This window comes from Mesorhizobium sp. M0106, from assembly GCF_040322715.1.
Taxonomy (GTDB): domain Bacteria; phylum Pseudomonadota; class Alphaproteobacteria; order Rhizobiales; family Rhizobiaceae; genus Mesorhizobium.
Window position 1 is genome coordinate 73116 of sequence record NZ_JAMYUA010000019.1, and the last position, 26413, is coordinate 99528.

Consider the following 26413-nt stretch of genomic DNA (forward strand, 5'->3'; position numbering starts at 1 on the left):
TGAGCACAGTCGCCTCATGAAGAAACCCACCGCATCGACGATCCGGAATGTCGCGCATGCGGCTGGCGTCTCGGTCACCACCGTGTCGCGCCATCTGAACGGCCGCATAAAGCTGCCGGCGGAAACCAGCGAGCGCATCAGGGCAGCGGTTGCGGAACTGGAATATCGGCCCAACGCCATCGCGCGGCGCCTCAGCAAGGGCCGCAGCGAAACCATCGGCTTGATCGTTTCCGACATCTCCTACCCATTTTTCGCCGCCATCGCGAGTTCGGCGGAAGAAGAAGCAAGCCGGCTCGGCTACAGCCTGGTGATGTTCAACAGCCGCAACATGGCCGCCAAGGAACTGGGCTTCCTGTCGCGCATCGACGACGCGCAGGTCGACGGTATCCTGCTGATGACCAACCACCCGGACGACGGCGCGCTGGTCCAGAAGATCAATGCCTGCAGCAACGTCGTCCTGGTCGACGAGGATGTGCCCGGCGCCATTGCGCCGCGCCTGTTTGCCGATAATCGTCGCGGCGCCAGGCTGGCGACCGAGCATCTTCTTGATAATGGCCACAACGCGATCGCCTTTGTCGGCGGCCCGCCGGCGCTGCTCAGCAGCAAGGAGCGGTTCGGAGCCTTCGAGGAATGCCTCGAGCGCACAGGCGTGAAGCTGGATCCAGACCACGTCTTTTTCGGCGACTATGACGAAGAGTCCGGCCTGCGCGCCATCCTGCGGTTCGCTGCGCTCGACAATCCACCGACCGCAATCTTCGCCTCTGCCGACATGCTGGCGCTGGGGATTTTGCAAGGCTGCCGCAAGCTCGGCATCAGTGTGCCCGCCGATCTGTCGCTGGTCGGTTTCGACGACATCCGCAATGTCGACCTGCTTGATCCGCCGCTGACGGCCATCCGTCAGTCCGCGGAGGAATTCGGCCGTCGGGCGGTCGGCCTGCTGATCGACCACATCAACGGTGCCGAGATACCTGATGCGGCGCCGGTCGCGGTGAAGCTTGTCGTGCGCCACTCCGTGGCCGCGCCTCGTAAGGCACATTGGAAACTGACTGGAAACGCCTCGGCGGAAAACCGATCGCTGACGAGAGTGGGAACCTAGGCCATGATCCGAACCGAAGGTCCGCGTCAGCGAAAAGTGGGAACCGGTTTTCGGAAAGGTCATGGCCCAGAAAGACAACAGAGACGGATCAAATCCGCGAAACCTGCAGTCAACATCAACAATGGGAGAATGAACAATGACAATCTCGCATTTCGCACAAGACGCGGCTGAGATCGCGCTGGAAAAATTCACGCGCGGTGAAATCGATCGCCGCTCGTTCCTCGTCGCACTCGGCGGCCTCGGCCTTGCGGGCGCCTTGAAGCCGGGCATCGCCTTGGCCGATGCCTCCGAAATCGTCGTCTGCAACTGGGGCGGTGCGGCGGCGGATGCCTTCGCCAAAGCCTATGGCGACCCCTTCACCAAGAAGAGCGGCATGAAGGTGGTGATCGACGGGGCGGGGCCTGCGATCGGCACGATCCGGGCCATGGTCGAGTCCGGCAAGGTCATCTGGGATGCCACCGACGGCGGCATGATCGATTCGCTGACGCTGGGCAAAGGCAATCTGGTCGAGAAGATCGACTACACGATCGTCGACAAATCGCAGGTGCCGGAGAATTTCGCCGGCGAGTTCGGCGTCTCGAATTATGTCTATTCGAACGTGCTCGCCTATGACGCCGACGCAACCAAGGGTGCAGCACCCACCGGCTGGGCCGACTTCTTCGACACGGCAAAGTTCCCCGGCAAGCGCACCATGTGCAAATGGATCCAGGGCCAGCTCGAATTCGTGCTCATGGCGGACGGTGTCGCGCCCGCCGACCTGTATCCGCTCGACGTCGACCGGGCATTCAAGAAGCTCAAGCCTATGCTCGCCGACATCATCTTCTGGGAAGGCGGCGCTCAGACCCAGCAATTGTTCCGCGAGGGCGAGGTCGTGATGGGCAACATCTGGCACACCCGCGCCAATCTCCTGCACAAGGAAACGCCCGACAAGTTCAAGTGGATCTGGGAGCAGAACATCCTTTCGGCCAGCGCGTGGTCGGTTCCCAAGGGCAATCCCGCCGGCAAGAAAGTGTTCGAATTCATCAATTCGACGCTCGATCCGGCCGGCCAGCTGGTGCTGCTGCAGATCATGGGCAACGGGCCTTCCAACCCTAAGACGCTGGCCTTGATGACGCCGGAGGACGCGGCCGTGAACCCGACGACGAAGGAGAATGCTGCCTCGCAGATCATGCTCAATCCCGCCTATTACGCGGAACACGAGACCGAGCTCCAGAACAAGTACCTGGACTTCATCTCGAGCTGAGAGGGGCGAGCCGACAGGGAAGGGCTGCCACCGGCAAGGCGGCGGCCCTCATCCGATGCGAATTTGATCCAATGCGAAATTTCAAGACAACAGCCCTGCTGCTGACGGTTCCCGCCAGCCTGGTGGCGATCGGCCTCTATGCGGCGCCGATCCTGCAGGTTCTTGCGTTGAGCCTGACCGAGCCGAAGCCGGGTTTTGCCAATTACCAGAGCCTGTTCGCCAATGCCGCGGTCGGCCGCGTCGTCATGACGACGCTCAAAGTGTCGGTCATGACCACGGTGCTGACCGTGCTGGCGAGCTACATCGTCGCCTTCGCCATCATCCATATGTCGGCCGGCTGGCGCCGCATCTCGCTGTTCCTGGTGCTGGTGCCGTTCTGGATATCTGTGCTGGTCAGGGCGTTTTCCTGGATCACCATCCTGCGGCGCCGCGGCGTCCTCAACAGCGCGCTGACGGGTACGGGCGTGATCTCGACGCCGCTCGACCTTGTCTACAACCTTTTCGGCGTCACCATCGGCATGGTGCACTACATGATGCCGTTCGCCATCCTGCTGCTCTACGCCAATCTGTCCGACATCGACCGCCGCATCATGCAGGCGGCACGCTCGCTGGGCGCGCGGCCGGCAACGATCTTCTGGCGCGTCTGGCTGCCGCTTAGCCTGCCCGGCATTGCGCTGGCGACACTGTTCGTCTTCGTCTTCTCGCTTGGCTTCCTCGTCACGCCCGCCCTGCTCGGCGCCGGCAAGACCCTGATGATCGCCGAATACATCTCGGTGCAGATCTCGAGCACCTCGCGCTGGGACCTGGCAACATCGCTGTCGACCATGCTGCTTCTGGTGGTCGGCATCATCGTCTTTGCCGCCATGCGCAGCCCGGCGCTGCGCGCCGCCTTCGTCGCGAGGCCGCAGCAATGAAGCCCCGGCGCATCATCGAAGTTGGCCTGCCGCGCTTGCTGGCCTGGTGCCTGCTCGGCTTCCTGTTCGTTCCGATCCTGGTGGTGATCCCGGTCGCACTGACCGACCGCGATTATCTGTCGCTGCCGCAGGACGGCATTTCGATGCAGCATTTCGCGGCGCTTGCCGACTGGAGCAAGGGCTGGCTTCCCAGCATGCTGACCAGCGCCGGCATCGCGCTCGCCTGCGCCGCGATTGCCACGGCGCTCGGTGTCGCCTTCGCCGTTGGCGCCTGGGCGGCAGGAGGCTGGTGGCCGTCGTTGATGCGCATCCTTCTGCTGTCGCCGATGATCGTGCCGCCGATCATCTACGCCGTCGGCATGGTCAAGCTGTGGGCGCGGCTGTCGCTGCTCGACAGCTACACCGGCGTCATTCTCGTGCATGTCGTGCTGGCCTTGCCGCTGACCGTGCTGGCCATCGGTGCCTCGCTCTCCAATCTCGACCAGAAGCTGGTGCAGGCGGCGAGAAGCCTCGGCGCCAGGCCGATGACCGTGTTCGGCAAGGTGATCTTGCCCAACATCGTTCCGGGCGTTGCCGCCGGCGCGCTGCTCGCCTTCGTCGCCTCCTGGGACGAGATCACGGTGACGCTTTTCATCACCGGGCGCGCCGTCGTCACGCTGCCGCGCCGCATCTGGACCAGCATCCAGGATGCGGTCGATCCGGCGCTGGCGGCGATCGCTACCGTCCTGCTCGTCATAACCGTGCTGGCGCTTGCCGCACGCGCGCTGACCGAACGCCGGCACCAGAGATCCTAGTTCAAGCACCCCGCCGCCGGGAACAATCGAAAGGAAAGGAAGGCCTATGAGCACCGCAATGAGCGACAACGAATACCGCGAGAACAAGTTCTTCAGCATATTCGGCTCCGTCCCCGAGCCGGGCTTCGATACGGCTGAGGAACAGATCCCGGTATGGGGCCGCCATTGGGGTTGCTCGAACGATGTCGGCCGGTTGCGCGCTGTGCTGATGCACAGGCCCGGCGACGAGCTTTCCGTGGTCGAAAACAAGCCGATGCCTGAAATCGGCGGCTTCGGCGATCCGGAAAAGGGTTGGTACTGGATGGGCCGGACGATGCCCGATTTGCCCGCCATGCAGCGCGCCCATGACGAGTTCACCAATTTGCTGCGTTCGGAAGGCGTCGACGTCATCCTCGTCGACAAGGCCGCTCCTGGAGCGATGAAGCAGATCTACACCCGTGACAGCGTCATCGGCATTCCGGGCGGCGCCATCGTCACCCGCCTGGCCCGGCGGGTGCGCCGCGGCGAGGAACTGCCGGTGACGCGGGCGCTGGCCAAGGCCGGATGTCCGATCCTCGGAACCATCCACGGCTCGGCCGTCTTCGAAGGCGGCGGCTTTGCCTTCATCGATGCCAAGACGGCCGTCTGCACGGTGAGCATCGCCTGCAATCCGGAAGGGGTGCGGCAGGTCGAAAGCATCCTCGCCGGCCTCGGCGTGACGCTGATCAAGGTGCCGATGCCGGGATACCGTATTCACATCGACGGCGCCTTCATTATGGTCGACGTCGAGACGGCGATCGTCAATGTCAACGAACTTCCTTACCCGTTCATCGAATATCTGGACAAGCGCGGCATCAAGATGATCGAACTGCCTCCCGAAGACAGCGCCATGTCGCTCAACTGCCTGGCCGTCGCGCCCGGTCGCGTCATCATGCATGGCAGCCGCTCGAAGCGCTTGGCGGACAGGCTCGATGCCGCCGGCATCACCGTGCTGACCTGCAACTACGAGACGGTCGAGCTTGGCGGCGGTGGCCTGCATTGCTCGACGGCGCCGCTGATCAGGGACCCGATCTGACATGGTCCCGAACTGATATGACCCCGGACTGACATGGCATTGCTGGTCATCGACGATCTGGCAAAGACCTACGACAAGGTCACTGCGCTGACCGGGATCAACCTCTCGGTCGAAGCAGGAGAGTTCGTCACCTTGCTCGGGCCTTCCGGGTCCGGCAAGACGACCTTGCTGATGTCGCTGGCCGGCTTCACCACGCCGAGCAAGGGCACGATCAGCCTCGACGGCAGGGATATCACCCGTGTCGACCCGGAGGACCGCAATTTTGGCTTCGTCTTCCAGGGTTATGCGCTGTTCCCGCATCTCTCCGTCGCCAACAACATCGCCTTCTCGCTTAGGGTCCGCAAATGGGAGAAGGCAAGGATAGCCACGCGGGTGACCGAGATGCTGTCGCTGGTCGGCCTCGACAATCTGGCCGAGCGCAAGCCGCGCGAACTGTCGGGCGGCCAGCAGCAGCGTGTCGCCATCGCTCGCGCCTTGGCCTTCGGGCCGCGCATCCTGCTGCTCGACGAGCCGCTTTCGGCGCTCGACCGTATGCTGCGCGAGACGATGCAGAAGGAGTTGAAGCGGCTGCATCGCGAGACCGGGGTGACCTTCGTCTACGTCACCCACGATCAGGAAGAGGCGATCGCGATGTCCGATCGTATCGCTGTGTTCAATCATGGCCGCATCGTCGAGATCGGACCGCCGCGCGACCTCTACAAGAAACCGTCGACGCGCTTCGTCGCCGGTTTTCTCGGCGAGAACAATTTTTTGACCGGCCACCGCGCCGATGACGATGAGACGATGGTCGAGGCGTTCGGCGCGCGCTTCGGCTTCCCCCTCCGAAAGGGCAGCCGCGAGCGGCCCGGCGATCGCCTGACGGTATGGGTGCGCCCCGAGGAGATCCGCATCGGGCAGGCGTCAGGCGATGAGATCGGCTTCCGGGCGACAGTGGTCGAGAATTCCTTTGTCGGCGCGCTCGAACGCATCGTGCTCCGGACGACGGCCGGCGAAGAGATGGTCGCGACGCTGCGCTCGGAAGCGACCGTCGCGGTCATGCCCGGACAAACTGTCGATTGCCGGATACATCCCTCCGCAATCGGCGTCCTGCCGAACGAAATCTCGATGCCCTGACCTCCCGGGAGAGCCCCATGATCAAGGCGACACCTTTCGATTTTCCCTATGACGGCAGGCTGGTTGCCGAACATACGGCCCTCGTCGTCATTGATCTGCAGGAGGATTTCCTGTCGACGACAGGCTATTTCGCCAAGCAGGGCTACGATCCGAGCCCGCTGCGAGCCATCCTGCCGACGGTCAGCCGGCTGATCGCGGCAGCCCGCGCGGCCGGTCTCAGGATCATCCACACCAGGCAAGGTTATCGGCCGGATATGGCCGACATGACGCCCTACGAGAAATGGCGGCGCAAGCGGGCCGGCCTCGAAGGAACCGAAATCCTGCTGCGCTCCGGCCCTGGCTTCCAGATCGTTCCGGAGATCGACGTCGCGCCTGAGGACATCATCGTCGACAAGACCTGCAACAGCGCCTTCACCTACACGGATTTCGAGCATGTGCTGCGCGCGCAAGGCATCACGCATCTCCTGTTTTCGGGATGCACGACCGACGTCTGCGTGCACACGACCTTGCGCGAGGCCTGCGACCGCAATTTCCAGTGCCTGACCATCTCGGATGCTTGCGCCAGCGGCGACCAGAAAGCGCATGAGGCAGCCCTGCACATGGTGACGGTCGAGAACGGCATCTTCGGCGCGCTGACCGATTCAGCCGCCGTTATCGCGGCGCTTTCGCAAATCTCCGGCAAGGTGCACTGATATGCTCGAAGAGACCGCCGGCACAGCCGCCGCAACCCAGACCGACCAACTTTACGTTTCGCTGATGCGCTTGACGGACAAGGGGCTGGCGGAACTGGCCGGCAGCCCCGATCGCAGGAAAGTCAGCGAGGAGCGCGTTGCAGCACTCGGCGGACGATCGGTCGCCTTCTATGCCACGCTCGGCGCCTATGACTTCGTCCAGATCTTCGAAATGCCAAGCAACGAGGCCATGCTGCAATATGTGCTGACGGCCCGGCGCGACGGTTTCGTCGAACCGCTGATCCTGCCGGCATTCGACCCGCCGGCTTTCGGCGCGATTGTCGGACGGGTCCTGAGATGACCGGCGCTTCAGCCGGCGCGTGCTTCCGGGGTCGGGCGCGATGCAAACGCGCCGGGTTGGGAGACATCGGCCTCGCGACGCGCCAGCGAATTGCGCAGCAGTGCGATCGCCTCGCGGCCGGCGGTCGCAATCTCGCGTGGCCTGTCGACGCCGACGATCATGAACTCCGTGATCCCCAAAGCGGCGTAGGAAAGCAGCGAAAGCGCGACCTGCGCCGGCGGCCCGGCAAGTTCGAGCGCCTTCTGGCAGGAAGCGGCCGGTTTGTCTTCCGAACGGATTCGGACGGGAAGCGCGAAACGCAGCTTGCCGGCCCGGCCGTGTTCGGCAGCAGCGCCGCGTACGCGCTCCATTGACTGGTGGATTTCTGCAAGCGAGCCAGGTGCCAGCTCGAACACGTCCGCATGCCTGCCCGCGACCCTGAGCGCAGTGCCCGACTGCCCGCCCATGCGGATGGTCACATCGGCACCATGCGGCCCCTTGCGCGGCACATAGCCGCCTTTGATGCTGTAAAAGGTGCCTTCATGGTCGAACGGCCTGTCGTTCGACCACAATCGCTTCAGCAGCACCAGATATTCATCAATGCGTTGCCAGACCACTGTGTGGCCGGCCGGACGTGCCTCGGCATCGTCGTCGCTCAGCGGCTCGCTGAGCATCCTGAGCGACAGCCGGCCACCGCTTCTCGCGTCGAGGGCAGCGAGTTGTCGCGCCGCCACGGTTGGTTCGATCACGCCTGCCCAATGCGTGAGCACGACCTCCAGGGACGAGGTCCGGTCCAGCGTCTGGGCGGCAAGGTCCATATTGGTCAGCAGCCCGGCCTGGTCGTCGATGACGATCCTCTGGAATCCAGCATCCTCGATCAGTGACAGCTTCGTCGCGGTCTCGACAAAGTCATAGAAAAAGCTGGCGTCGGCAGCGTGGATCTTACCGGGAACATGCGTGAACTCGATCGGCATTGCCATCTCCTCCATCACGTTGGAATCAGGGCGCGCAAATGCACACCGGCATTCGGTTCATCAACTCCGGAATTTCTGCAAACGGCAGGCCGCTATCCCGAGGAAGCCTCGATGATCAGAGCCTTGACAATCAGGGGATCAGCCCCAGTACCACTGCCCCGGTGAATACAAACGCAAGGGCAAAGACGAGATAGGCGAAAGCGCCGGCATAGGCCGGCCGCCAAACCTGGTCGGAACCCAGCCTTTGGCCTTTGCGGGCAGTCTGAGCGTTCTGGCTATAGGACATATCGACCTCCGTCTCGGCGCTTAATCTATAAAATCAGTAGACTTTGTCGAGTGCTATTTTCGCGCGATCCTTAGAACAATTTTCTCCAAATGATAGACACATTAGTGCTTTTAATGCTTAGCGCTGCCTTTTGCGGCATGCCGGGGTGACGGCAGGAAACGTCAGGTCCACGTGTCTGTGGCTCCTTGGCCATCCAATGGATGAGGGATAGCATCGCTTTAGCGGAAAGCCGCGACGTCACGGCAAGGCAGCAGGGAGCAAACCATGGGGACAAGACTGGCCGGCAAGGTCGCCATCATTTCGGGCGGCGCGACGGGAATGGGCGGTGCGGCCTCGGAGCTTTTCGCGGCCGAGGGCGCCAAGGTGGCGATCGTCGACCGCAACGGCGAAGCGGCGGCGGCTACCGCAGCGGCAATCAGGCAACGCGGCCATGTCGCCGAGCACTGGGTCGCCGACGTATCGGATGAGGCGCAGGTCGAAGCGGCGGTGAAGGGCGCGACGGAAAAATTCGGCCCGGTTACGGTTCTGTTCAACCACGCCGGCACCATCGTCATCAAACCCTTCCTGGAGACCACGCTGCAGGAATGGGACTGGCTGCATGCCGTCAATGTGCGTTCGATGTTCCTGATGACGCGCGCCGTGCTGCCCGGCATGATCGCCGCCGGCGGTGGTTCCATCGTCTGCACCTCGTCGATCTCGGCGGTGGCGGCGACGCCGATGGAGGTGCTTTACGACACCACCAAGGGCGCCTGCCACATGTTCGCGCGCGCCATCGCCGTCGAGTTCCGCGACCGCAACATCCGCTGCAATGCGGTCTGTCCAGGCTTCATCAGGACACCGCATGGCCTGCGCGAGGTCGCCGATCTCGACAAACTCGGCGTCGATGTCTCCGACGCGGCAATGGCGGCGCAACAAGGGCGGATCGGCGAGCCGGAAGAGGTCGCGAAGGCAGCCCTGTTCCTGGCCAGCGACGAGGCCAGCTTCGTCAACGGCGCCCATCTGTTCGTCGATAACGGCTTCACCGCGATGTGAAAGGCGAAGCGCCGCTACCGCTCTTCGCGCCGGAACGGCTTGAGCAGCGCCGACGGGGCCACCGCATTGCGCGACATCACCGCCATAGCGACGATGGTGAAGATGAACGGCAGCATCAGGAAGGCCTCGTAGGGGATATGGCCAAGCCCGCTCGCCTGCATACGCAACTGCAAGGCGTCAACGAAGGCAAACAGCAGTGCCGCGCCTGCCGATCGCCACGGATCCCAGCGGCCGAAAACGACGAGCGCGATTGCCACCCAGCCACGCCCCGAAACCACACCGAAGGTGAAGGCGTTGAATTGCGCCATCGACAGGAAGGCACCGGCCAGTCCCATCAAGGCACCGCCGAGGATCACCGCCTGGAAGCGTGTTGCAATGACGCTGACGCCGGCAGAATCGGCGGCACGCGGGTTTTCGCCGACCATGCGCACCGACAGGCCCCAAGGTGTGCGGTAGAGCACGAAGGCGGCCAGCGGTATGGCCAGCATCGCCATGTAGACCAGCGAAAACTGGTTGAACACCGCCCGCCCAAGCACCGGTATGTCGGACAGGATCGGGATCGGCAGCGTCTCGAACCCCTTGATGTTCGGTGGCACCGATTGCTGTCCGAAGATCAGCCGGTAGAGGAAATAGGCAAGGCCCGACGAGAACAGCGTCACGCCGATGCCGCAGACATGCTGGCTGAGGCCGAGCGCTACAGTGAACAGCGCGTGCACGGCGCCCATCAGCGACCCGGTCAGCACCGCCGCGAGCACGCCGAGCCAGAGGCTGCCGCTGAGGCTCGCCGCGGTGAAGCCGGTCATTGCCGACAAAAGCATGATGCCTTCGATGCCGAGATTGAGCACGCCGGCGCGCTCGGAGAACATCTCGCCCAGCGTCGCAAAGGCCAGCGGCGTGGCGATGCGGATGATCGCGGCCAGGAAGCCGACCTGGAAGATCTGTTCCAGCACCACGCTCATTTGGCTATTCCCACGCGACGGAGGCGATAGGCGGTGAACAGCAGCGCCACCAGCATGGCGAGCAGCGCCGTTCCCTGGATGACATCGCTGAGGAAGGCCGGAACGCCGGTCGCCCGCGACATCGCCTCGGCGCCGGTCATCACCGCGGCAAGGAAGATCGCCGCCGGCACGACGCCGAGCGGATTGAGCCTCGCCAGCATGGCGACGACGATGCCGGAATAGCCATAGCCCGGCGAGATGTCGCTCATCACCTGGAAATGCACGCCGCCGACCTCGCCGACGCCCGCAAGGCCGGCCAATGCGCCAGACAACAGCGCCGTCGAAATCAGCACCCGCCCAACATTGATGCCGCCATAGCGCGCCGCCTCGGGGTTTTCGCCGGTGACCCTGATGCGGAAGCCGAGCGTGGTGCGCGCGACCACGAGCCAGATGACCGGTGCGGCGACCAGCGCCGCGACGACCCCGAGATGCAGCCGCGTGCCTTCGAGCAGCACCGGAAAATTGGCCGTATCCTCGATCGGCGGCGAGATCGGGTAGCCGCTGAAACTGTCCTTCCATGGCCCCTCGATCAGCGCCATCAGTGCGTAGAAAATGACCGAGTTGAGCAGCAGCGAGCTGACCACGTCATCGACCCTGAATTTTACCCGCAGCGTGGCGGGGATCAGGGCGACGGCCGCGCCGGCGGCAGCGCCCGCCAGCGCCATCAGCAGCATGGCGAGCGGCCCCGGCATCGGGATTGCACCGATGGCACAGCTCGCCACCGCACCAGCCAGCAATTGCCCTTCGGCGCCGATATTCCAGAATTTGGCGCGGAAGGCGACTGCCACGGCAAGTCCCGTGAAGATCATCGGCGCGGCACGCACCAGCGTTTCGGTGACGGCGTAGCTGTCGCCCAGCGACGCCGAAAACATAACGCCATAGGCCTCGATCACGCCGGCGCCAGCCAGTGCAATGAGGCCGCTGCACAGGATCAGCGTCGCGCCGATGGCGAGCAGCGGCAGCGCCAGATTGAGCCAGGCGGGCGTTGAGGTGCGGGCCTCGAGACGGAACATCAGGCATGGCCCTCCGCTCCGGTCATCATCAACCCGAGTCTGGCGATGCTGGCGTCGGCGCTGTCCAGCGTGCCGACGATGCGGCCCTCATACATCACCGCGATACGATCCGAGAGCATCAGCAACTCTTCCAGATCCTCGCCGATGACGACGATGCCGCAGCCCTTGGCGCGCATGTCGAGGAATTTTTCGTGGATGAAGCGCGCGGCGCCGATATCGAGGCCGCGAGTCGGCTGCGAAACGATCAGCACCTTCGGATCGAAGGCGAGTTCGCGCGCCAGAAGCGCCTTCTGCAGATTGCCGCCGGAAAGCGCCCCGGCGCGCGTCATCGGCCCGGGGCAACGTATATCGTAGGCTTTGATCTGTGCCTCGGCGAAGGCGCGGATCGCATCCGGCTTGAGCAGGCCGTTGCGGCTGAACGCCGCCGTGCCGATGCGCGGCAGCACCATCGAATCGGCGAGCGGCAGATTGGTGACCAGTCCGGTCGTCATGCGGTCTTCCGGTATGCGGCCGAGGCCGAGCGCCTGGACTGTGCTCGGCGAGAACCGCGAAACTGTTTTGCCGGCTATGGTCATCTTCCCGGCATCGGGCGCACGCACGCCGGAGATGACCTCGGCAAGCGCGCGCTGGCCATTGCCGGAGACGCCGGCGATGCCGAGGATCTCGCCGCCACGAACCGACAGCGAAACATCGCGCAGCGCCATGCCGGAATGATGCGATGTCGAGATACCGTCGAGGGTCAGCACGGCCGCACCCGGCATCGACGGTCCTCTGGCCGGAGGCACGATCTCGTGGCCGCACATCAGCCGCGCCATCTCCGACGACGTGGTGCTGGCCGGCGCATCGACGCGGCCGGCAACGCGCCCATGCCGGAGCACGACGCAGCGATGCGTCAGCGCTCGCACCTCGTTGAGCTTATGCGAGATGAAAATGATGCCGAGCCCTTGTGCCGCCATCGAGCGCAGCGCCGAAAACAGCCCGTCGACCTCGGTTGGTGCCAACACCGCCGTCGGCTCGTCGAGGATCAGCAGCCTTGCGCCGCGAAACAGCGCCTTGACGATTTCGAGCCGCTGTTGCTCGCCGACCGACAGCGCCGAGACGGGGAGGTCCGGGTCGAGCGTCAGCCCGTGCTGGCGGCCGATCTCGGCGAGCCGCGCCAGCCCGCCGGCGCGGTCGATCCGGCCCGATCTGCCGGGAATGCCGATCAAGAGGTTCTCCAGCACCGAAAGCCGCGGTGCGAGATGAAAATGCTGGTGCACCATGCCGATGCCGGCGGCCAGCGCATCGGCCGAACTGTTGATCGCCACCGACCGGCCCTGCACCAGGATCTCGCCGGCATCGGGCGCATAGGCGCCGAACAGCACGTTCATCAGCGTCGTCTTGCCGGCGCCGTTTTCGCCGAGCAGCCCGAGGATTTCACCCGGCGCGACACTGAGATCGACGGCCTCGTTCGCCTTGACGGCGCCAAAGCTCTTGGAGATGCCGCGCATTTCGATGAGAGGGGCAGGCGTTGACAAGGCGGGATCCTGGTGGCGTTGACGCCGATATCCCTCCCCCTTGAGGGGAGGGTGCCGAGCGAAGCGAGGCGGGAGGGGTCCCCTCAGCTGCCTCGACGTTTAGACCGAAAAAGATGGAGCGCGTCGCCGAGGACCCCACCCGGCCCTGCGGGCCACCCTCCCCTCAAGGGGGAGGGATGCGCCGCTCAGTCTGAGACCGGCGTATTCTCATCGACGTCGACGCGGAAATTGCCGTCGAGGATCTCGGCCTTCTTCTTCTCGACCAGTTCCTTGACCTCGGCCGGCAGCGTCTTGTCGAACTTGTGGTAGGGCGCGAGGTAGGAGCCGCCCTTGGCCATGCGCGAGAAATCGCCGTAATCCTGCGCGGTGAAGACGCCGGCCTTGACCAGCTTGATCGCCTGCTCGACGGTCGGATACATATCCCAGACCGGCCCGGTGATCACCGTGTCGGGGCCGAGGCTCGACTGGTCCGACATGTTGGAAATGGCGAGGATCTTCTTCTCCGCCGCCGCTTCGATGACGCCGAAGCGCTCGGCATAGATGACGTCGACGCCTGCGTCGATCTGGGCGACAGCCGCTTCCTTTGCCTTTGGCGGATCGAAGAACGAGCCGATGAAGGCGACCTTCTTCTTGATGTTGGGATTGACCTCTCTGGCGCCGGCAAAGAAGGCGTTGACCAGCCGGTTCACTTCCGGAATGCCCATCGCCGCGACGGCGCCGATCGTGCCTGACTTCGACATCTTTCCGGCGATCATGCCGGACAGATAGGCCGGCTCATGGATCCAGTTGTCGAAAACGCCGAAATTCGGCTCGGCCGGCCCGGCGCCGGAGCCGAACAGGAAGGCGGTCTTCGGGAACTGCTTGGCGGTCCTGCGCGATTCGCGCTCGGCGGCGAAGGCATCGCCCAGCACCAGCTCATAGCCGCCTTGCGCATATTCGCGCATGACGCGGCTGAAATCGGCGGTCTGCACCTTCTCCGACCATTTGTATTCGATGCCGAGTTCCTTCTCGGCCTTCTGCAGGGCAACATGGATCTGGTTGTCCCACGGCTCCTCGATCGGCGTGGCGAAGATCGCCGCCACTTTCAGCTTCTTGGTCTTGGCAAAGGCGCTGCCAGGCAGCATCGCTGCCGCTAGGCCGAGCGCGCCCAGCTCCAGCACGTTGCGTCGCGAAAGCCCTTCGCGTTTCGATTGGATTCTGCTCTTCCCGTTGTCCATTGCATGCCCCTCTGATTGGCGCCGTGTCGAGCCGGCTCTCTTCTCTGGAATATCGGCGAAGGAACTATGGAGCGGTGCCCGGCTTTTGTCCACATGGTCAAATTTGAGTGGGCGGAACGCGCCATTAAATGGCCCGGCAAATCGACGCTTGCTCACAATCTCTCCAGCGCCACCGCGATCGCCTGGCCGACCCCGATGCACATGGTGGCGAGGCCGTAGCGGCCGCCGCGTTCGCGCAGTTCCAATGCCGCCGTGCCGGTGATGCGCGCTCCGGACATGCCGAGCGGATGGCCGAGCGCGATGGCACCGCCATTCGGGTTGACGTGCGCCGCATCCTCGGCAATGCCGAGCTGGCGCAGCACGGCGATGCCTTGCGAGGCGAAGGCCTCGTTGAGCTCGACGACATCGAACTGTTGCGGCGTCAGGCCGAGCCGGGCACACAGCTTTTGCGTGGCCGGCACCGGGCCGATACCCATGATGTGCGGCGCCACGCCGGCGGTGGCACCGCCCAGAATACGGGCGATCGGCGTCAGCCCATATCTTTTCGCGGCGGCTTCCGAGGCGATGATCAGCGCCGCGGCGCCGTCATTGACGCCCGAGGCATTGCCGGCCGTAATCGTGCCACCTTGTCGGAACGGCGTCGGCAACTTGGCCAACGCTTCGATCGACGTGCCCCCGCGGGGATGCTCATCTCTGTCGACAACGACCGGATCGCCCTTGCGCTGCGCGATCGTCACCGGCGTGATTTCCTTTGCCAGCCGGCCATTGGCTTGTGCGGCTACAGCCTTGTCCTGGCTGCGCACGGCAAATGCGTCCTGGTCGGCGCGGGAGACAGCGAACTCTTCCGCCACGTTCTCGCCGGTCTCCGGCATCGAATCGACGCCGTATTGCTTCTTCATCAGCGGATTGATGAAGCGCCAGCCGATCGTGGTGTCGTAAATCTCGGCATTGCGCGAAAAGGCGGTCTCTGCCTTCGGCAGCACGAACGGAGCGCGGCTCATCGATTCGACGCCGCCTGATATCATCAGCTCCGCCTCGCCGGCCTTGATGGCGCGGGCAGCAATTATCACCGCATCCATGCCCGAACCGCAGAGACGGTTGACGGTCGAGCCCGAAACCTCCTTGGGCAGGCCGGCCAGCAGCAGCGCCATGCGCGCCACATTACGATTGTCCTCGCCGGCCTGGTTGGCGCAGCCATAGACGATGTCGTCGATGGCAGCCCAGTCGATGTTTGGATTGCGCTCGACCAGCGCCTTCAGAGGGATAGCGCCGAGATCGTCGGCACGGACCGCCGACAACGAACCGCCGAAGCGTCCGATCGGCGTGCGGATGTAGTCGCAGATATAGGCCTCGGCCATTATGCAGCCTTCCCGTTTGCGCTGATGGTTTCTGCTCGCGACCCAGCCATGTTGGCCGCATTCTCCTTGAGACGAAAGCACATCTCGCCGCCGGCCGTTAGGCCAAAGAGAATTTCAGCTGCCGCCCGCCGGGAGCGGCGGATCAGCCGATGCTTTCTCCACCGTCGATCACCAGCGCCTGACCGGTCATGAAGGACGAGCGGTCGGAGACGAGGAACAGGATCGCTTCGGCGATTTCCTCCGCGCTGGCCCAGCGCTGCATGGGAATTTTGGTGCGGACATAGTTCTCGATCGCTGCCCGCCCGCCCATCTGCGCGATGAACGGCTCGTTGAAGGGCGTATCGACCCAGCCGGGGCACAGCGCGTTGATGCGGACATTGTGTTTGGCATAGTCGAGCGACATCTGCCGGGTCATCGCCACCACTGCATGTTTTGACGTTGCGTAGGCGATCATTTCGCGGTCGTAGAACACACCCGAATTCGAGGCGGTATTCAGGATCACCCCGCCGCCTTGCGCGATCATCGACGGCATGACCAGCCTGGCCGCGAGGAACTGCGCCCGCACATTGATCCGCCAGGAGGCATCCATGCCGTCGGCGCCGACTTCGGTCAGCGTGCCGCCGACCTGGATCCCGGCATGATTGTGCAGGATGTCGATCCGCCGATGCCGGCCCAGCGTTCCCGCAATGAGCTGCTCGACCGCCGCATCCTCGCCGACGTCGGTGGCGACGGCCTCGGCCCGACCGCCGGCCGCACGAATGTCGGAAGCGGTTGCTTCCCCCGCCGCCTGGTCCCTGTCGGCGATCACCACGAGCGCGCCTTCCCTGGCCATCATCATGGCGCCGGCACGCCCGATCCCCGACCCGGCACCCGTCACCACGGCGATGCGATCTCTCAGAATCATGTTTTTTTATCTTTCAGTGTGATGGTTTTCGTTGCCGCAGTTGCCATTGGGCAAGCACCACGAGCAAAACGGAGGCGACGAGCACGATCGTCGCGATGGCATTGATCTCCGGCGTGACCCCGCGCCGGATCGAGGCGAAGACATAGATCGGCAATGTCGTCTGTGCGCCGGCGACGAAGAAGGCGACGATGAAATCGTCGAAGGAGAATGTGAAGGCGAGCAGGAAGCCGGCGATCACCGCCGGCATGATCTGCGGCAACACGATGCTGCGGAACGTCGTCAGCGGGGTGGCGTAAAGATCGCTCGAGGCCTCGACCAGATTGCGATCGAGGCTGCCGAGGCGCGTGCCGACAATCATCGCCACCAGCGCCATCGAAAACAGCCCGTGCGCGGCGATGATCGAGCCATAGCCGAGCGCCAGGCGCGGTGGCTGGTCGTTCGGCCACAGCGAAGCGACAAACGGGTTGACCACCCCGAATAGCTGGACCAGCGCGACCAGCGTCGAGATGCCGATGACGACACCAGGAACGACGATCGCAGCACCCAAAAGCGCATCGAACACGGCTCGCGTCCGCACGCCGACACGCGCCAGGCCAAGCGCGGCGGCCGTGCCGCACAGCGCCGCCAGCAAGGCGCTGGTCGTGGCGATGAACAGGCTGTTCTTCAGCGCTTCGACCAGGAACGGGTTTGCCAGGGCCTTGCCGTACCATTGCACCGAGAAGCCAGTGAACTCGCTGGCGTGGTGGCCGGCGTTGAACGAAAACAGCACCACCAGCGCGATCGGAAGGTAGAGAAAGGCAAAGACTGCAACGACGAAGGCACGCATCAGATCAGGTCCACCCGGCGGGCACCCGAAAGCCGGGTCGAAATGCGGTTCGCGGCAAGCAGCACGACCACTGAAACCGCCACAAGTGTGATGGCGATTGCCGATCCGAATGGCCAGTTGCGCGATTGCAGGAACAGATCGACCAGCGCGTTGCCGATGAAGAAGACCTTGCCGCCGCCGAGTAGCGTCGGGATCAGATATTCGCCGAGCAGCAGGATCATGACCAGCGAGAAGCCGGTCATCACACCTGGCAGCGATAGCCGCAGCGTCACGCCGAGGAATGTCGAGATCGGCGTCGCGCCGAGATCGGCGGAGGCCTCCAGCAGCCGGCGGTCGAGCCGCTCGAGGCTGACATAGATCGGCAGGATCATCAGCGGCAGATAACCATAGACGATGCCGAGCAGAACCGCTCCCGGCGTGTTGATCAGCCGCACGTCCTCCATCCCGACATAGGCCAGCAGAGCTGGGATGCCGCGCCCGCCAAGCACATACATCCAGGCATAGGTTCGCATCAGCAGGCTGGTCCAGAACGGGATGACGACAAGCGCCAGCAGGATCAGCCGCCACCGTTCGGGTGCGCGCAAAGCGAGGTAATAGGCGACCGGATAGGCAACGAGAAGACAGGCCAGTGCGCCCGCCGGCGCCAGCACCATGGTGTTCCAGAAGGCGGTCGCCCGCGCCGGAAGATTGGCAAACTGCGCCAAGGTGAAAGCGGCCTGATAGCCGCCTTCCGGCGCCCGCTCGCCGACGCTGAAAACGGCAATCGCCACGAACGGCAAAACTAAAAACACCACCAGCCACGCCGTTGCTGGACCGAGCAGCAGGGCGGTCAGGAGATTGTGACGGAGGACGTTGCTGCGCATTGAAAAAACCGCCCGGGTGCCGGCGGACATCTGTCCGCCGGGGAGTTGCCTGCATCGAGCCTGTGGCCTGCCCGGTTCAAGCCGACTTGAAGCGTGCCATCAATTCGGCCCGGCCCGGATCGGTTAGCGTCGCAGCCGCACCGAATTCGAGCGGCTTCAGCAGATCCGCCGCCGGATAGAGGATCGGATTGTCCAGCACCTCCTTGGGCAGCAGCGCATTGACCCGCGCATCGGTGGAAGGCGCACCGTTGGCCAGGTGCTCCTTGACCGCGACTTTCGGGTTCATCAAATAGTTGAGCAAGGCATAGCCGGCAGGCTTGTTCGGCGCATCCTTGGGTATTGCGTAGAAGTCGGTCCAGATCTCGCCGCCTTCCTTGCCAAGCACGTAGGCGATTTCGGGGATGTCGCGGTGGAGCTGCGCCCCGTCATTGGTCCAGCACATCGTCATCCACGCGTCGCCGGCACGCATCGACGGCTGGTAGTCGCTAGAGACCGCGAACAGATGCGGCTTGACCTTCAGCAGCAATTCCTCCGCCTTGGCGAGTTCCTCCGGCCTCAGCGAGTTGAACGAGAAGCCGAAATATTTCAGCGCGTTGCCGATCGTGGTCAGCTGGTAATCATGAACCATGGTCCGGCCGTCGCCCTCCGCCATGGCCGTGTCCCAGAATTCCTTCCAGCTCGTCATCGGCTTGGTCAGTTTCTTGGTGTTGACGGCAAATCCGGTGGTGCCCCAATTCTTCGGCACAGCGTAGGTCACCCCGTCGATGGTGCCTTCCCCAGTGAAGCGCGGGTCTTCTTGCGAGCCGTCATAATTGGCAAGCTTGGCCATATCCAGCGCTTCGATGATGCCAAGCTTCTTGTAAGTCGAGATCGTGTAGTTGGTCGGAACGAAAAGGCTCCAGCCCGAGGCGCCGGCCTGCAGCTTGGCCAGCATCTCCTCGTTTGACCCGAACACGTTCACCTCGACGGCAACGCCGGTTTCGGCCTTGAAATTCTCGAACGTCGCCGGGTCGTGATAATTGGGCCAGGTGGCAATCGACATGCGGTCGCCAAGCCCCTCCTGGGCGAAGGCTGGCGACGGCATGATGCCGAGTTCGCGGGCCATTACTGCCGTTGCGATGCCTAGGCCGGTGAGGCCAAGGAACTCGCGGCGGCCGATGGAACCGCGCTTGAGGCGCATCAACTGGTCGACGAATTTTTCAGGGCTTATCGGCAGTCCGTCACGATACGATTTCGACATTTTTGTTTTCCCTCTGGTTGGTCCCGTTATTCTCCGGAAACGCCAGCGGCGTTCCGGCTGTAAAGCCGACGGCGACGGGTTCACCCGGCTTGAAGAGATTTCCACCGCCAACCAGATGATCGGCCTTGGCGAGCAGCGTCCCGATGCCTTGGACCTCGATTGCATATTCCGCGGTGGAACCGAGAAAGATCCGGTTGCGGACAAGCCCGTTCAGCCGGCCGCTTCCGGGCGCGCCGAGACTTAAGGATTCAGGACGCAGGCTTACCGAGACGGCTTCGCCCTGGGCTAGCGAAGTGCGCTTGCGCGCGGCGATGACGGTGCCGTCAGCAAGCGCTACCTCGACGAGCTTGCCCGAGAGCCCGACGACCTTGCCGCTCAAGAGATTGGTCTTGCCGACGAAATCGGCGACGAAGAGGTCGGCGGGTTCGTCGTAGATTTCGCTCGGCTGCCCAAGCTGGACGATGCGCCCGCCATTCATGACGCAGACGAAATCGCTCATCGACAGTGCCTCTTCCTGATCGTGGGTGACCAGGACGAAGGTGATACCGATCTCGCGCTGCAGGTTCTGCAGCTCTATCTGCATGTCGGTGCGCAGCTTCTTGTCGAGCGCCGCCAGGGGCTCGTCGAGCAGCAGCACCGCCGGCTTGTTGACCAGCGCCCGCGCCAGGGCGACACGCTGCTGCTGGCCGCCGGAAAGCTCATGGATCTTGCGGCGTCCATAGCCGGCAAGCCGAACCATGGCGAGCGCCTCGCCTGCCTTCAGGCTGATCTCCCGCGACGACAGGCGCGGCCGCGCCTGGCGTAGGCCATAGGCGACGTTGTCCGCCACATCCAGATGCGGAAACAACGCATATTGCTGGAACACCATGTTGACCGGCCGCCGATAGGGCGGCGTGCCGGCCATGTCGCGGCCACGGATGAATACCACACCTTCGCTTGGCTGTTCGAAACCGCCGATCATGCGCAAACAGGTTGTCTTGCCGCAGCCGGACGGCCCGAGCAACGCGACAAAGGCAGACGGCGGGATGGCAAGATCGATGCCGCTGACCGCGATCACGCTGCCGTAGCGTTTGGTGACCCCGCGAAACTCGATGTCGGGCACTGCGGTCAAAGCTGCGGGCTCCAGCGGCTAGTTGGTCTCGAAACGCTATCAGAGCCAATGGCGGCTAGTATATACCTCCCAGGTGGTATATTTCATCTATTTTCTCGTCTGGAGGGGTATGAATTGGGCGTTTCACGCAGGGATGAATACAGCCGGCTCGCTGCGCTCATCGCAGCGACGCGGGAGACGAGCGGCGAGCTTTTCGGCAAGGCGATGGTCGCCTGGCTCCGCCAGCATGTCAGCTTCGATCATTGCGTGATCTTCGGCTATCGCGGCGCCTCACGCCCGCCGCTGCTGTTCGAGACATTCTCGCCGGCCGAAAGCCACGTCTTCGTCGCGCTCTATCAGGAAGGGCCTTATCTGCTCGATCCGTTCCACCATGCGGCAGTCGAGCGCAAGGAAGGCTTTTGGCGCATGCGCGAATTGGCGCCGGATCGCTTCTATGCCAGCGAATATTACCGCTCCTATTACAGCCAGACCAGGCTTGCGGAGGAGGTCGGCTTTTTCGTGCCGCTGCCGGGAAAGGACGCGCTGGTGGTCTCGCTAATGCGATTGCGCGCTTCGGGGCCGTTCGGAACCGCCGATGCCAGGTTGCTGCGCGACATGGCGCCTGCGGTGATCAGCCTCGTCAGGCTGCGCTGGCCTACCCTTCCGGCTGACGGACCGGTTGGGACGAAGCAAGACGAGGCGATTGCTCCGGTCAGTGAGTTCGAACGTGCTCACATCTGGAAGAGCCTTTCGCTCACGCCGCGCGAGCAGCATGTCGTCGATCTGGTGCTTCAGGGCCATTCCACGGAATCGATTGCCAGGGCGATGCGCATCGTGCCGGGAACCGTAAAAGTTCATCGCCGCAACATTTACCGCAAGCTCAAGATAAAGTCGCAGGCGGGTCTGTTCGCGCGTTTTGTCGAGATCATGGACGCACGGATTCGGTAGTCCCAAGTTCAGCCGGCAGCGCCGTCCCAGGAATCGGTTTCGGCCATCTGCCTGAGCCGGGGTGCCACTCGAAAGACATCCTTGCCGGTCTGCTGGTGCCAGTGATCCAGCCGCCGGATGATCTTGTCCACGCCTTCGAGGCTCGCCCAGAACATCGGCCCGCCCTTGCCGACCGGGTAGCCGTAGCCGTTGACCCAGACGACGTCGATATCGGAGGCGCGGGCGGCAATCTTTTCCTTGAGGATTTTGGCGCCCTCGTTGATCATCGGATAGAGCGTCCGCTCGATGATCTCCTCGGCGCCGATCGCGCGCGGTGCAACACCGCGCTCGGCAGCCTTGTTGCGGATCAGCGCCTCGACATCGGGATCGGGCAGCGGCGTGCGCGAACCGCCTTCGTAGCGATAGAAGCCGCTGCCGGTCTTCTGGCCGAAATGTCCCTGTTCGCACAACGCATCGGCGATCACGGCCGTCTGGCCACGCGCCTTGCGGTTGCGCCAGCCTATGTCGAGGCCGGCGAGATCGCTCATCTCGAACGGCCCCATCGGCCAGCCGAAATCGGTGAACACCTGGTCGACCTGGCGCGGCATTGCGCCTTCCAGCAGAAGCGTCTCCAGTTCCGCACCGCGCGCCGCCAGCATGCGGTTGCCGACGAAGCCGTGGCAGACGCCGACGACGACCGGCACCTTGCCGATCCGCCGTGCCAGATCGACGATGGTCGCCAGCACGTCGGGCGAAGTCTTGTCGGCGCGGACGATTTCCAGAAGCTTCATGACGTTAGCCGGCGAAAAGAAATGCATGCCGAGGAGATCTTGCGGCCGCGACGTCGAAGCGGCGATTTCGCTGACGTCGAGATAGGAGGTGTTGGTAGCGAGGATCGCGCCCGGTTTGGCCACGGCATCCAGCCTGCCGAATACCTCCTTCTTGACCGCCATTTCCTCGAACACGGCCTCGACGATCAGGTCGCAATCGGCGAGGTCGGCATAGTCGGTGCTGCCCCTGAACAAATCCAGCCGCTCGCGCTTGGCGTCTTCGCTCAGCGAGCCGCGGATGACGGAAACGGCATAATTCTTGTTGATCGTCGCCAGCCCGCGCTGCAAAGCCTCGTGCGTCGCTTCCAGCAAGGTCACGGGGACGCCGCCGTTGGCGAACGCCATGGCGATGCCGCCGCCCATCGTGCCGGCGCCGATGACGCCGACCCGGGCGATCTTGCGCCTGACGACGTCCTTGCCGGCAATCTTTGCCGCCTCACGTTCAGCGAAGAACAAATGCCGCTGCGCGCGTGATTGGTCCCCGCCGACAAGCTTGACGAACAGGTCGCGCTCCGCCGCCAGCGCTTCGTCGAAGGGCAGCGTCAGGGCGTTGCGGACCGACTGCGCACAGGCGATCGGCGCCTCGAGGCCGCGTGCTTTGCCGGCAAGCACTGCCGCTTCCTTGTCGAACGCCGGCAAGTCGGCCTGGTCGAGGCGATCATTGCGGTCGCGCACCGGTGTGAACGGACCGCCTTTCGCGGCCGTTTCGCTGGCGAAACTCACCGCTTGCGCGGTCAGGTCGCCATCGAAGACGGCATCCACCAGGCCGGCGGCGAGCGCCTCGGCCGCACCGATCGGCGTTCCCGAAACGATCATGTTGAGTGCCTTCAGCGGACCAACCAGGCGCGGCAGGCGAACCGTGCCGCCGCCCCCCGGCAGCAGGCCGAGCTTGACTTCCGGCAGGCCGAGCCTTGCCGCTCGGTCGGCAACACGGAAATGGCAGCCGAGCGCCAGTTCCAGGCCGCCGCCGAGCGCAGTGCCGTGAATGGCCGCGACCGTCGGCTTGGCGATGGTTTCCAGCATGGCGACTAGGGCGCCCAGGTCCGGTTGCCGCGCCGGCTTGCCGAATTCGGTGATGTCGGCGCCGGCGACGAAGGTCCGCCCGGCGCATGCTATCACAATTGCTCCGACCGACGGCTCGTCGCGCAGGGAAACGAGCGCCTGCATCAGCGGCTCGCGCACATGGAAGCTCAGCGCGTTGACCGGCGGATTGTCGATGCTCACCACCGCGACGTTGCCGTGCCTTGTAGTGCTGACGAAATCGGACACGCAAACCTCTTGCAAACGATGCTGGCGAAGGCGCGATTGGCTTTACAGCGCCAATGCTCTCATGGAAACCGGTGTTTTCGTCGGGTCGATCGGTCGTCAGGACCGGCCGGTGGAGTCAGCCGGCGGGTAACGATTGACGACGTCGCTTTGGATGTAGAGAGTATCGATTCGAACACAACCAACATTTTGGCCGTCGCCAACACCAGGAATGACCAAAGAATTAGCGGGAGAGTCCACTGCCGTTCTTATGGACGAAGCCCGGTACGGCGATCATGACCACGATCTAAGCTACAGAGCCGGGCAGGAACTCCTAAGGAGATGGAGGCGAGGAGTTGATCTGGAATTTCTCGTCGGCCTCATGCAGTCCGAGAAATCCAGCGACCGGCTCCGCGCGGCTTACTGCCTTGGCGAGTTGGGCGAAGCAGTCGAAGTCCTGAAGATACCGGCAACGGAGTTTGCAAGCGACCCCCTCCCCGATTGCCGAGTTGCCTTCGTGAATTACATGTCTACGTCCGGCTACTACGACGAAGCGATCGCCAAGGCTTTGGCGAACTGCCTACTGGATCTTGACCTCTATGTGAGAACGACAGCGATCAAATGGGCGGTCCGCACGACGGTCGATAGACTGCAAGAGTTGTCTCGGCTGGTGTTGTCCGGAACTGGCCGATTTGAATTGAAATTTCGCAATCCGCTCAGCAACGACTTCTGGGAAAAAGCTGTTCGAGAACGCGGAATACGTGGCATCGAAATCATTCGGCGCTTGCGCGCTGGCGAAGAAATCCAGCACATCAGGAAGGGAGTGTCCGGAGAAGACAGCTTCGTTCTTGACAGCATTCTTTTTTCGAGAACCCGTGGGGAACGCTCTTCGAAATGGGAAAAAATGAAATCGAAAGATCGATCGCCCTCACCTGATTCTTGCTAGCGCAGCGCCTTCTGCCCACCGGCGGCGCTGATGACGCCGACGATGATCAGCCCGGTCAGCACCAGGCGGACGCCGACGCTCACGCCGAACGTGTTGAGCATGGTCAACAGCAGCACCAGGAACAGTGCCGCGCCCCAGACCCCCGGCACATTGGCCTTGCCGCCCGCCACCGACGTGCCGCCGATGACGACGACGGCGATCGAGGCCAGCAGATACTCATTGCCGATATCGACATTGGCGCCGCGGAAATAGCCGGCGAGCAGTGCGCCGTCGAGGCCGCCGAGCGCGCCCGACAGCGTGTACGTGAGGAAGCGGGTGCGGCCGACATTGACGCCGGCCAGCCAGGCAGCGCGGATGTTCTGGCCGATCGCCAGCACCGAGCGTCCGTAGATCATGCGCTGCAAAACGATGCCGGCGCCGATGGTGAACAGCACGGTGAGGATCGCCAGCACCGGAATGCCGAAGATCTGCCAGTTGGTGAAATCGGCAAAGCCCGGCGGCGGCTTGATCTGCAGGCCCCGCCCATAGCTGATATCGACCGACTGGATGACGAAGCTGGCCGATAGCGTCGCGATGATCGGCGGAATGCGCAGCGCCCAGATCAGCAGGTAGTTGACGGCGCCGATCGCCATGCCGCAGGCCAGCGCTGCCAGCAGGCCGACCGCGATCATCGCATCATTGCCGTCCATGACCTTCATGGCGACGGCGCTGGCAAGGCCGATATTGGCCGGCAGCGACAGGTCGACATTGCCCGGCCCGAGCGTGATGACGAACATCTGGCCGACGCCGACGATGACGGTGAAGACGGCGAGCGACAGCGCCGCCGTGATCATGCCGCCGCCGCCATAGCCGCCGGTGAAGGCGATGGTCGCCAGCCACACCAGCAGCGCCCCGAAGAACGACCAGATCCAGGGTCTGGCGAGCAGTGTCCGCAGCGATGCCATGCTCACCTCTCCCTGCGGCTGATCAGCACCCGCGCCGCCAGCACGATGATCAGGATGGCGCCGTTGGCGGCCACCTGCCAGTCGGGCGGAATGTGCATGAACGTCAAGAGCGGCGATGCCGCCAGCGCCAGCGTCAGCGCGCCGATGACGGCGCCGATCGGCGACACCCGGCCGCCGACGAACTCGCCGCCGCCGAGGATGACGCCGGCGATCGAAAGCAGCGTGTAGCCATTGCCGATATTGGCATCGGCCGAGGTGGTGATGCCGATCAGCGCCATGCCGGACAAAACGCCGAACAGGCCGGTCAGCGCAAACAGCGCGATCTTGGTGCGCAGCAGCGACCAGCCGGCGCGCTTGAGTGCGGCTGAATTGCCGCCCGATCCACGCAGGATGACGCCGTAGGAGGTGCGCATCAGGCCAAAGTGGACGACGGCTGCGATCAGCAATGCCGCGATGATCGGGAACGGAATGAAGGGTGGCTTGAAGGCCATCAGCGCCAGCAGCCAGTCCGGCGCCTTGCCGCCGGGCTTGGGCAGGATGAGGATGGCCATGCCCTGCCAGACAAAACTCATGCCGAGCGTCACCACGATAGAGGGCAGGTTGCGCAGATGGATCAGCGCGCCGAGCAGCGCGTAGACGCCGATCGACCCGAGCAGGATCACGACGCCGAGCAGCGGCGCGTCCTTCAGCCATGTCGCCGTCACGCAGCCGACGAAGCCGACAAAGGTGCCGATCGACAGATCGAGCTCGTTGCCGGCGATGACGAACATCTGCGCGATCGTCGCCAGAGCGATCGGGATCGCCAGATTGAGCATCAGGCTGAAACCGAAATAGCTGATGGCGCGCGGGTTGAGCCAGGCGATGGCGATGAGCACCAGCGCCAGCGACAGTGCCGGCAGCAGGCTGCGCAGCATGCGCGCCCGCCTCGTGGCGCGAGCCGAAGATTTTAGCCCATTCTCGACGGATACCGCTGTCATC

Annotated in this window: 26 protein-coding genes; 11 read left to right on the forward strand and 15 right to left on the reverse strand. The window is 63.7% G+C overall.

Translation table 11 applies throughout. From position 1 onward, the window contains the following. Positions 1 to 16: 16 nt before the first annotated feature. From NKJ55_RS19495 to NKJ55_RS19530, 8 genes are all read left to right on the forward strand, one after another. Positions 17 to 1096 (forward strand): LacI family DNA-binding transcriptional regulator, encoded by a 1080-nt coding sequence (locus tag NKJ55_RS19495; RefSeq protein ID WP_352451285.1) that lies wholly within the window; start codon positions 17 to 19, stop codon positions 1094 to 1096. 136 nt (positions 1097 to 1232) lie between these two features. Next, complete coding sequence (locus tag NKJ55_RS19500) at positions 1233 to 2339, forward strand: ABC transporter substrate-binding protein (RefSeq protein WP_352451286.1); 1107 nt, start codon at positions 1233 to 1235, stop codon at positions 2337 to 2339. A 71-nt stretch (positions 2340 to 2410) separates the two neighbouring features. Further along, entirely contained in the window at positions 2411 to 3253 is an 843-nt protein-coding gene (locus NKJ55_RS19505; RefSeq protein ID WP_352451287.1) for an ABC transporter permease, read from the forward strand. Continuing rightward, on the forward strand, positions 3250 to 4047 hold the full coding sequence (locus NKJ55_RS19510) for an ABC transporter permease (protein WP_352451288.1): 798 nt from the start codon (positions 3250 to 3252) through the stop codon (positions 4045 to 4047). Before NKJ55_RS19505 ends, NKJ55_RS19510 begins: the two co-directional genes overlap by 4 nt. A 46-nt stretch (positions 4048 to 4093) precedes the next feature. Further along, positions 4094 to 5101, forward strand: a complete 1008-nt coding sequence (locus NKJ55_RS19515; protein ID WP_352451289.1) for a dimethylarginine dimethylaminohydrolase family protein — start codon at positions 4094 to 4096, stop codon at positions 5099 to 5101. Between the two features lie 33 nt (positions 5102 to 5134). Beyond that, positions 5135 to 6214 (forward strand): ABC transporter ATP-binding protein, encoded by a 1080-nt coding sequence (locus NKJ55_RS19520; RefSeq protein ID WP_352451290.1) that lies wholly within the window; start codon positions 5135 to 5137, stop codon positions 6212 to 6214. Between the two features lie 17 nt (positions 6215 to 6231). Beyond that, positions 6232 to 6906 carry a cysteine hydrolase family protein gene (locus tag NKJ55_RS19525; protein WP_352451291.1) on the forward strand — a complete coding sequence of 225 codons (675 nt, stop codon included), beginning with the start codon at positions 6232 to 6234 and terminating at the stop codon, positions 6904 to 6906. Between the two features lies 1 nt (position 6907). Beyond that, on the forward strand, positions 6908 to 7246 hold the full coding sequence (locus NKJ55_RS19530) for a GYD domain-containing protein (RefSeq protein ID WP_352451292.1): 339 nt from the start codon (positions 6908 to 6910) through the stop codon (positions 7244 to 7246). An 8-nt stretch (positions 7247 to 7254) separates the two neighbouring features. Here NKJ55_RS19530 and NKJ55_RS19535 read toward each other — a convergent pair whose 3' ends face one another. Both NKJ55_RS19535 and NKJ55_RS19540 read right to left on the reverse strand, forming a co-directional pair. Then, entirely contained in the window at positions 7255 to 8199 is a 945-nt protein-coding gene (locus NKJ55_RS19535; RefSeq protein ID WP_352451293.1) for an LLM class flavin-dependent oxidoreductase, read from the reverse strand. Positions 8200 to 8329: 130 nt separating this feature from the next. Next, positions 8330 to 8485: a hypothetical protein gene (locus NKJ55_RS19540; RefSeq protein ID WP_023678176.1), complete on the reverse strand. Its 156-nt coding sequence runs from the start codon at positions 8483 to 8485 to the stop codon at positions 8330 to 8332. 264 nt (positions 8486 to 8749) lie between these two features. Between NKJ55_RS19540 and NKJ55_RS19545 the strand changes: the two genes are divergently transcribed. Then, positions 8750 to 9517, forward strand: a complete 768-nt coding sequence (locus NKJ55_RS19545) for an SDR family NAD(P)-dependent oxidoreductase (RefSeq protein ID WP_352451294.1) — start codon at positions 8750 to 8752, stop codon at positions 9515 to 9517. A 14-nt stretch (positions 9518 to 9531) separates the two neighbouring features. Here the strand turns inward: NKJ55_RS19545 and NKJ55_RS19550 are convergent, their stop codons facing one another. The 10 genes from NKJ55_RS19550 to NKJ55_RS19595 form a co-directional block, all read right to left on the reverse strand. After that, entirely contained in the window at positions 9532 to 10476 is a 945-nt protein-coding gene (locus NKJ55_RS19550) for an ABC transporter permease (RefSeq protein ID WP_352451295.1), read from the reverse strand. Beyond that, entirely contained in the window at positions 10473 to 11528 is a 1056-nt protein-coding gene (locus NKJ55_RS19555) for an ABC transporter permease (protein ID WP_352451296.1), read from the reverse strand. Before NKJ55_RS19555 ends, NKJ55_RS19550 begins: the two co-directional genes overlap by 4 nt. Next, positions 11528 to 13018, reverse strand: a complete 1491-nt coding sequence (locus tag NKJ55_RS19560; protein ID WP_502901491.1) for an ABC transporter ATP-binding protein — start codon at positions 13016 to 13018, stop codon at positions 11528 to 11530. The genes NKJ55_RS19555 and NKJ55_RS19560 overlap by 1 nt, the downstream gene beginning before the upstream one ends. A gap of 212 nt (positions 13019 to 13230) precedes the next feature. Further along, complete coding sequence (locus NKJ55_RS19565) at positions 13231 to 14262, reverse strand: BMP family protein (protein WP_352451297.1); 1032 nt, start codon at positions 14260 to 14262, stop codon at positions 13231 to 13233. Between the two features lie 152 nt (positions 14263 to 14414). Beyond that, positions 14415 to 15620 carry a 3-oxoadipyl-CoA thiolase gene (gene pcaF, locus NKJ55_RS19570; protein ID WP_352451298.1) on the reverse strand — a complete coding sequence of 402 codons (1206 nt, stop codon included), beginning with the start codon at positions 15618 to 15620 and terminating at the stop codon, positions 14415 to 14417. Positions 15621 to 15762: 142 nt separating this feature from the next. Then, the gene (locus tag NKJ55_RS19575; RefSeq protein WP_023678183.1) at positions 15763 to 16524 is read right to left on the reverse strand and encodes an SDR family NAD(P)-dependent oxidoreductase; all 762 of its coding nucleotides are present in this window, start codon (positions 16522 to 16524) and stop codon (positions 15763 to 15765) included. 13 nt (positions 16525 to 16537) lie between these two features. After that, positions 16538 to 17350: an ABC transporter permease gene (locus tag NKJ55_RS19580; RefSeq protein WP_352451299.1), complete on the reverse strand. Its 813-nt coding sequence runs from the start codon at positions 17348 to 17350 to the stop codon at positions 16538 to 16540. Continuing rightward, on the reverse strand, positions 17350 to 18213 hold the full coding sequence (locus NKJ55_RS19585) for an ABC transporter permease (protein ID WP_352451300.1): 864 nt from the start codon (positions 18211 to 18213) through the stop codon (positions 17350 to 17352). The genes NKJ55_RS19580 and NKJ55_RS19585 overlap by 1 nt, the downstream gene beginning before the upstream one ends. A gap of 76 nt (positions 18214 to 18289) precedes the next feature. Then, entirely contained in the window at positions 18290 to 19453 is a 1164-nt protein-coding gene (locus tag NKJ55_RS19590) for an ABC transporter substrate-binding protein (RefSeq protein ID WP_352451301.1), read from the reverse strand. Then, complete coding sequence (locus NKJ55_RS19595) at positions 19434 to 20564, reverse strand: ABC transporter ATP-binding protein (RefSeq protein WP_023678187.1); 1131 nt, start codon at positions 20562 to 20564, stop codon at positions 19434 to 19436. The genes NKJ55_RS19590 and NKJ55_RS19595 overlap by 20 nt, the downstream gene beginning before the upstream one ends. 114 nt (positions 20565 to 20678) lie before the next feature. On the opposite strand from NKJ55_RS19595, the gene NKJ55_RS19600 reads away from it, so the two are divergent. After that, a complete protein-coding gene (locus NKJ55_RS19600; protein ID WP_352451302.1) occupies positions 20679 to 21491 on the forward strand; it encodes a helix-turn-helix domain-containing protein in 813 nt (270 codons plus the stop codon). A gap of 8 nt (positions 21492 to 21499) precedes the next feature. Here NKJ55_RS19600 and NKJ55_RS19605 read toward each other — a convergent pair whose 3' ends face one another. Next, entirely contained in the window at positions 21500 to 23569 is a 2070-nt protein-coding gene (locus tag NKJ55_RS19605; RefSeq protein WP_352451303.1) for a 3-hydroxyacyl-CoA dehydrogenase NAD-binding domain-containing protein, read from the reverse strand. 208 nt (positions 23570 to 23777) lie between these two features. Here NKJ55_RS19605 and NKJ55_RS19610 point away from each other — a divergent pair, with 208 nt between their 5' ends. Further along, entirely contained in the window at positions 23778 to 24491 is a 714-nt protein-coding gene (locus NKJ55_RS19610) for a hypothetical protein (protein WP_352451304.1), read from the forward strand. Here NKJ55_RS19610 and NKJ55_RS19615 read toward each other — a convergent pair. Together NKJ55_RS19615 and NKJ55_RS19620 are read right to left on the reverse strand one after the other, a co-directional pair. Next, the gene (locus NKJ55_RS19615; RefSeq protein WP_352451305.1) at positions 24488 to 25435 is read right to left on the reverse strand and encodes an ABC transporter permease; all 948 of its coding nucleotides are present in this window, start codon (positions 25433 to 25435) and stop codon (positions 24488 to 24490) included. The genes NKJ55_RS19610 and NKJ55_RS19615 overlap by 4 nt on opposite strands. Positions 25436 to 25437: 2 nt before the next feature. Then, a complete protein-coding gene (locus NKJ55_RS19620; RefSeq protein ID WP_023678190.1) occupies positions 25438 to 26412 on the reverse strand; it encodes an ABC transporter permease in 975 nt (324 codons plus the stop codon). Position 26413: the final 1 nt, after the last annotated feature.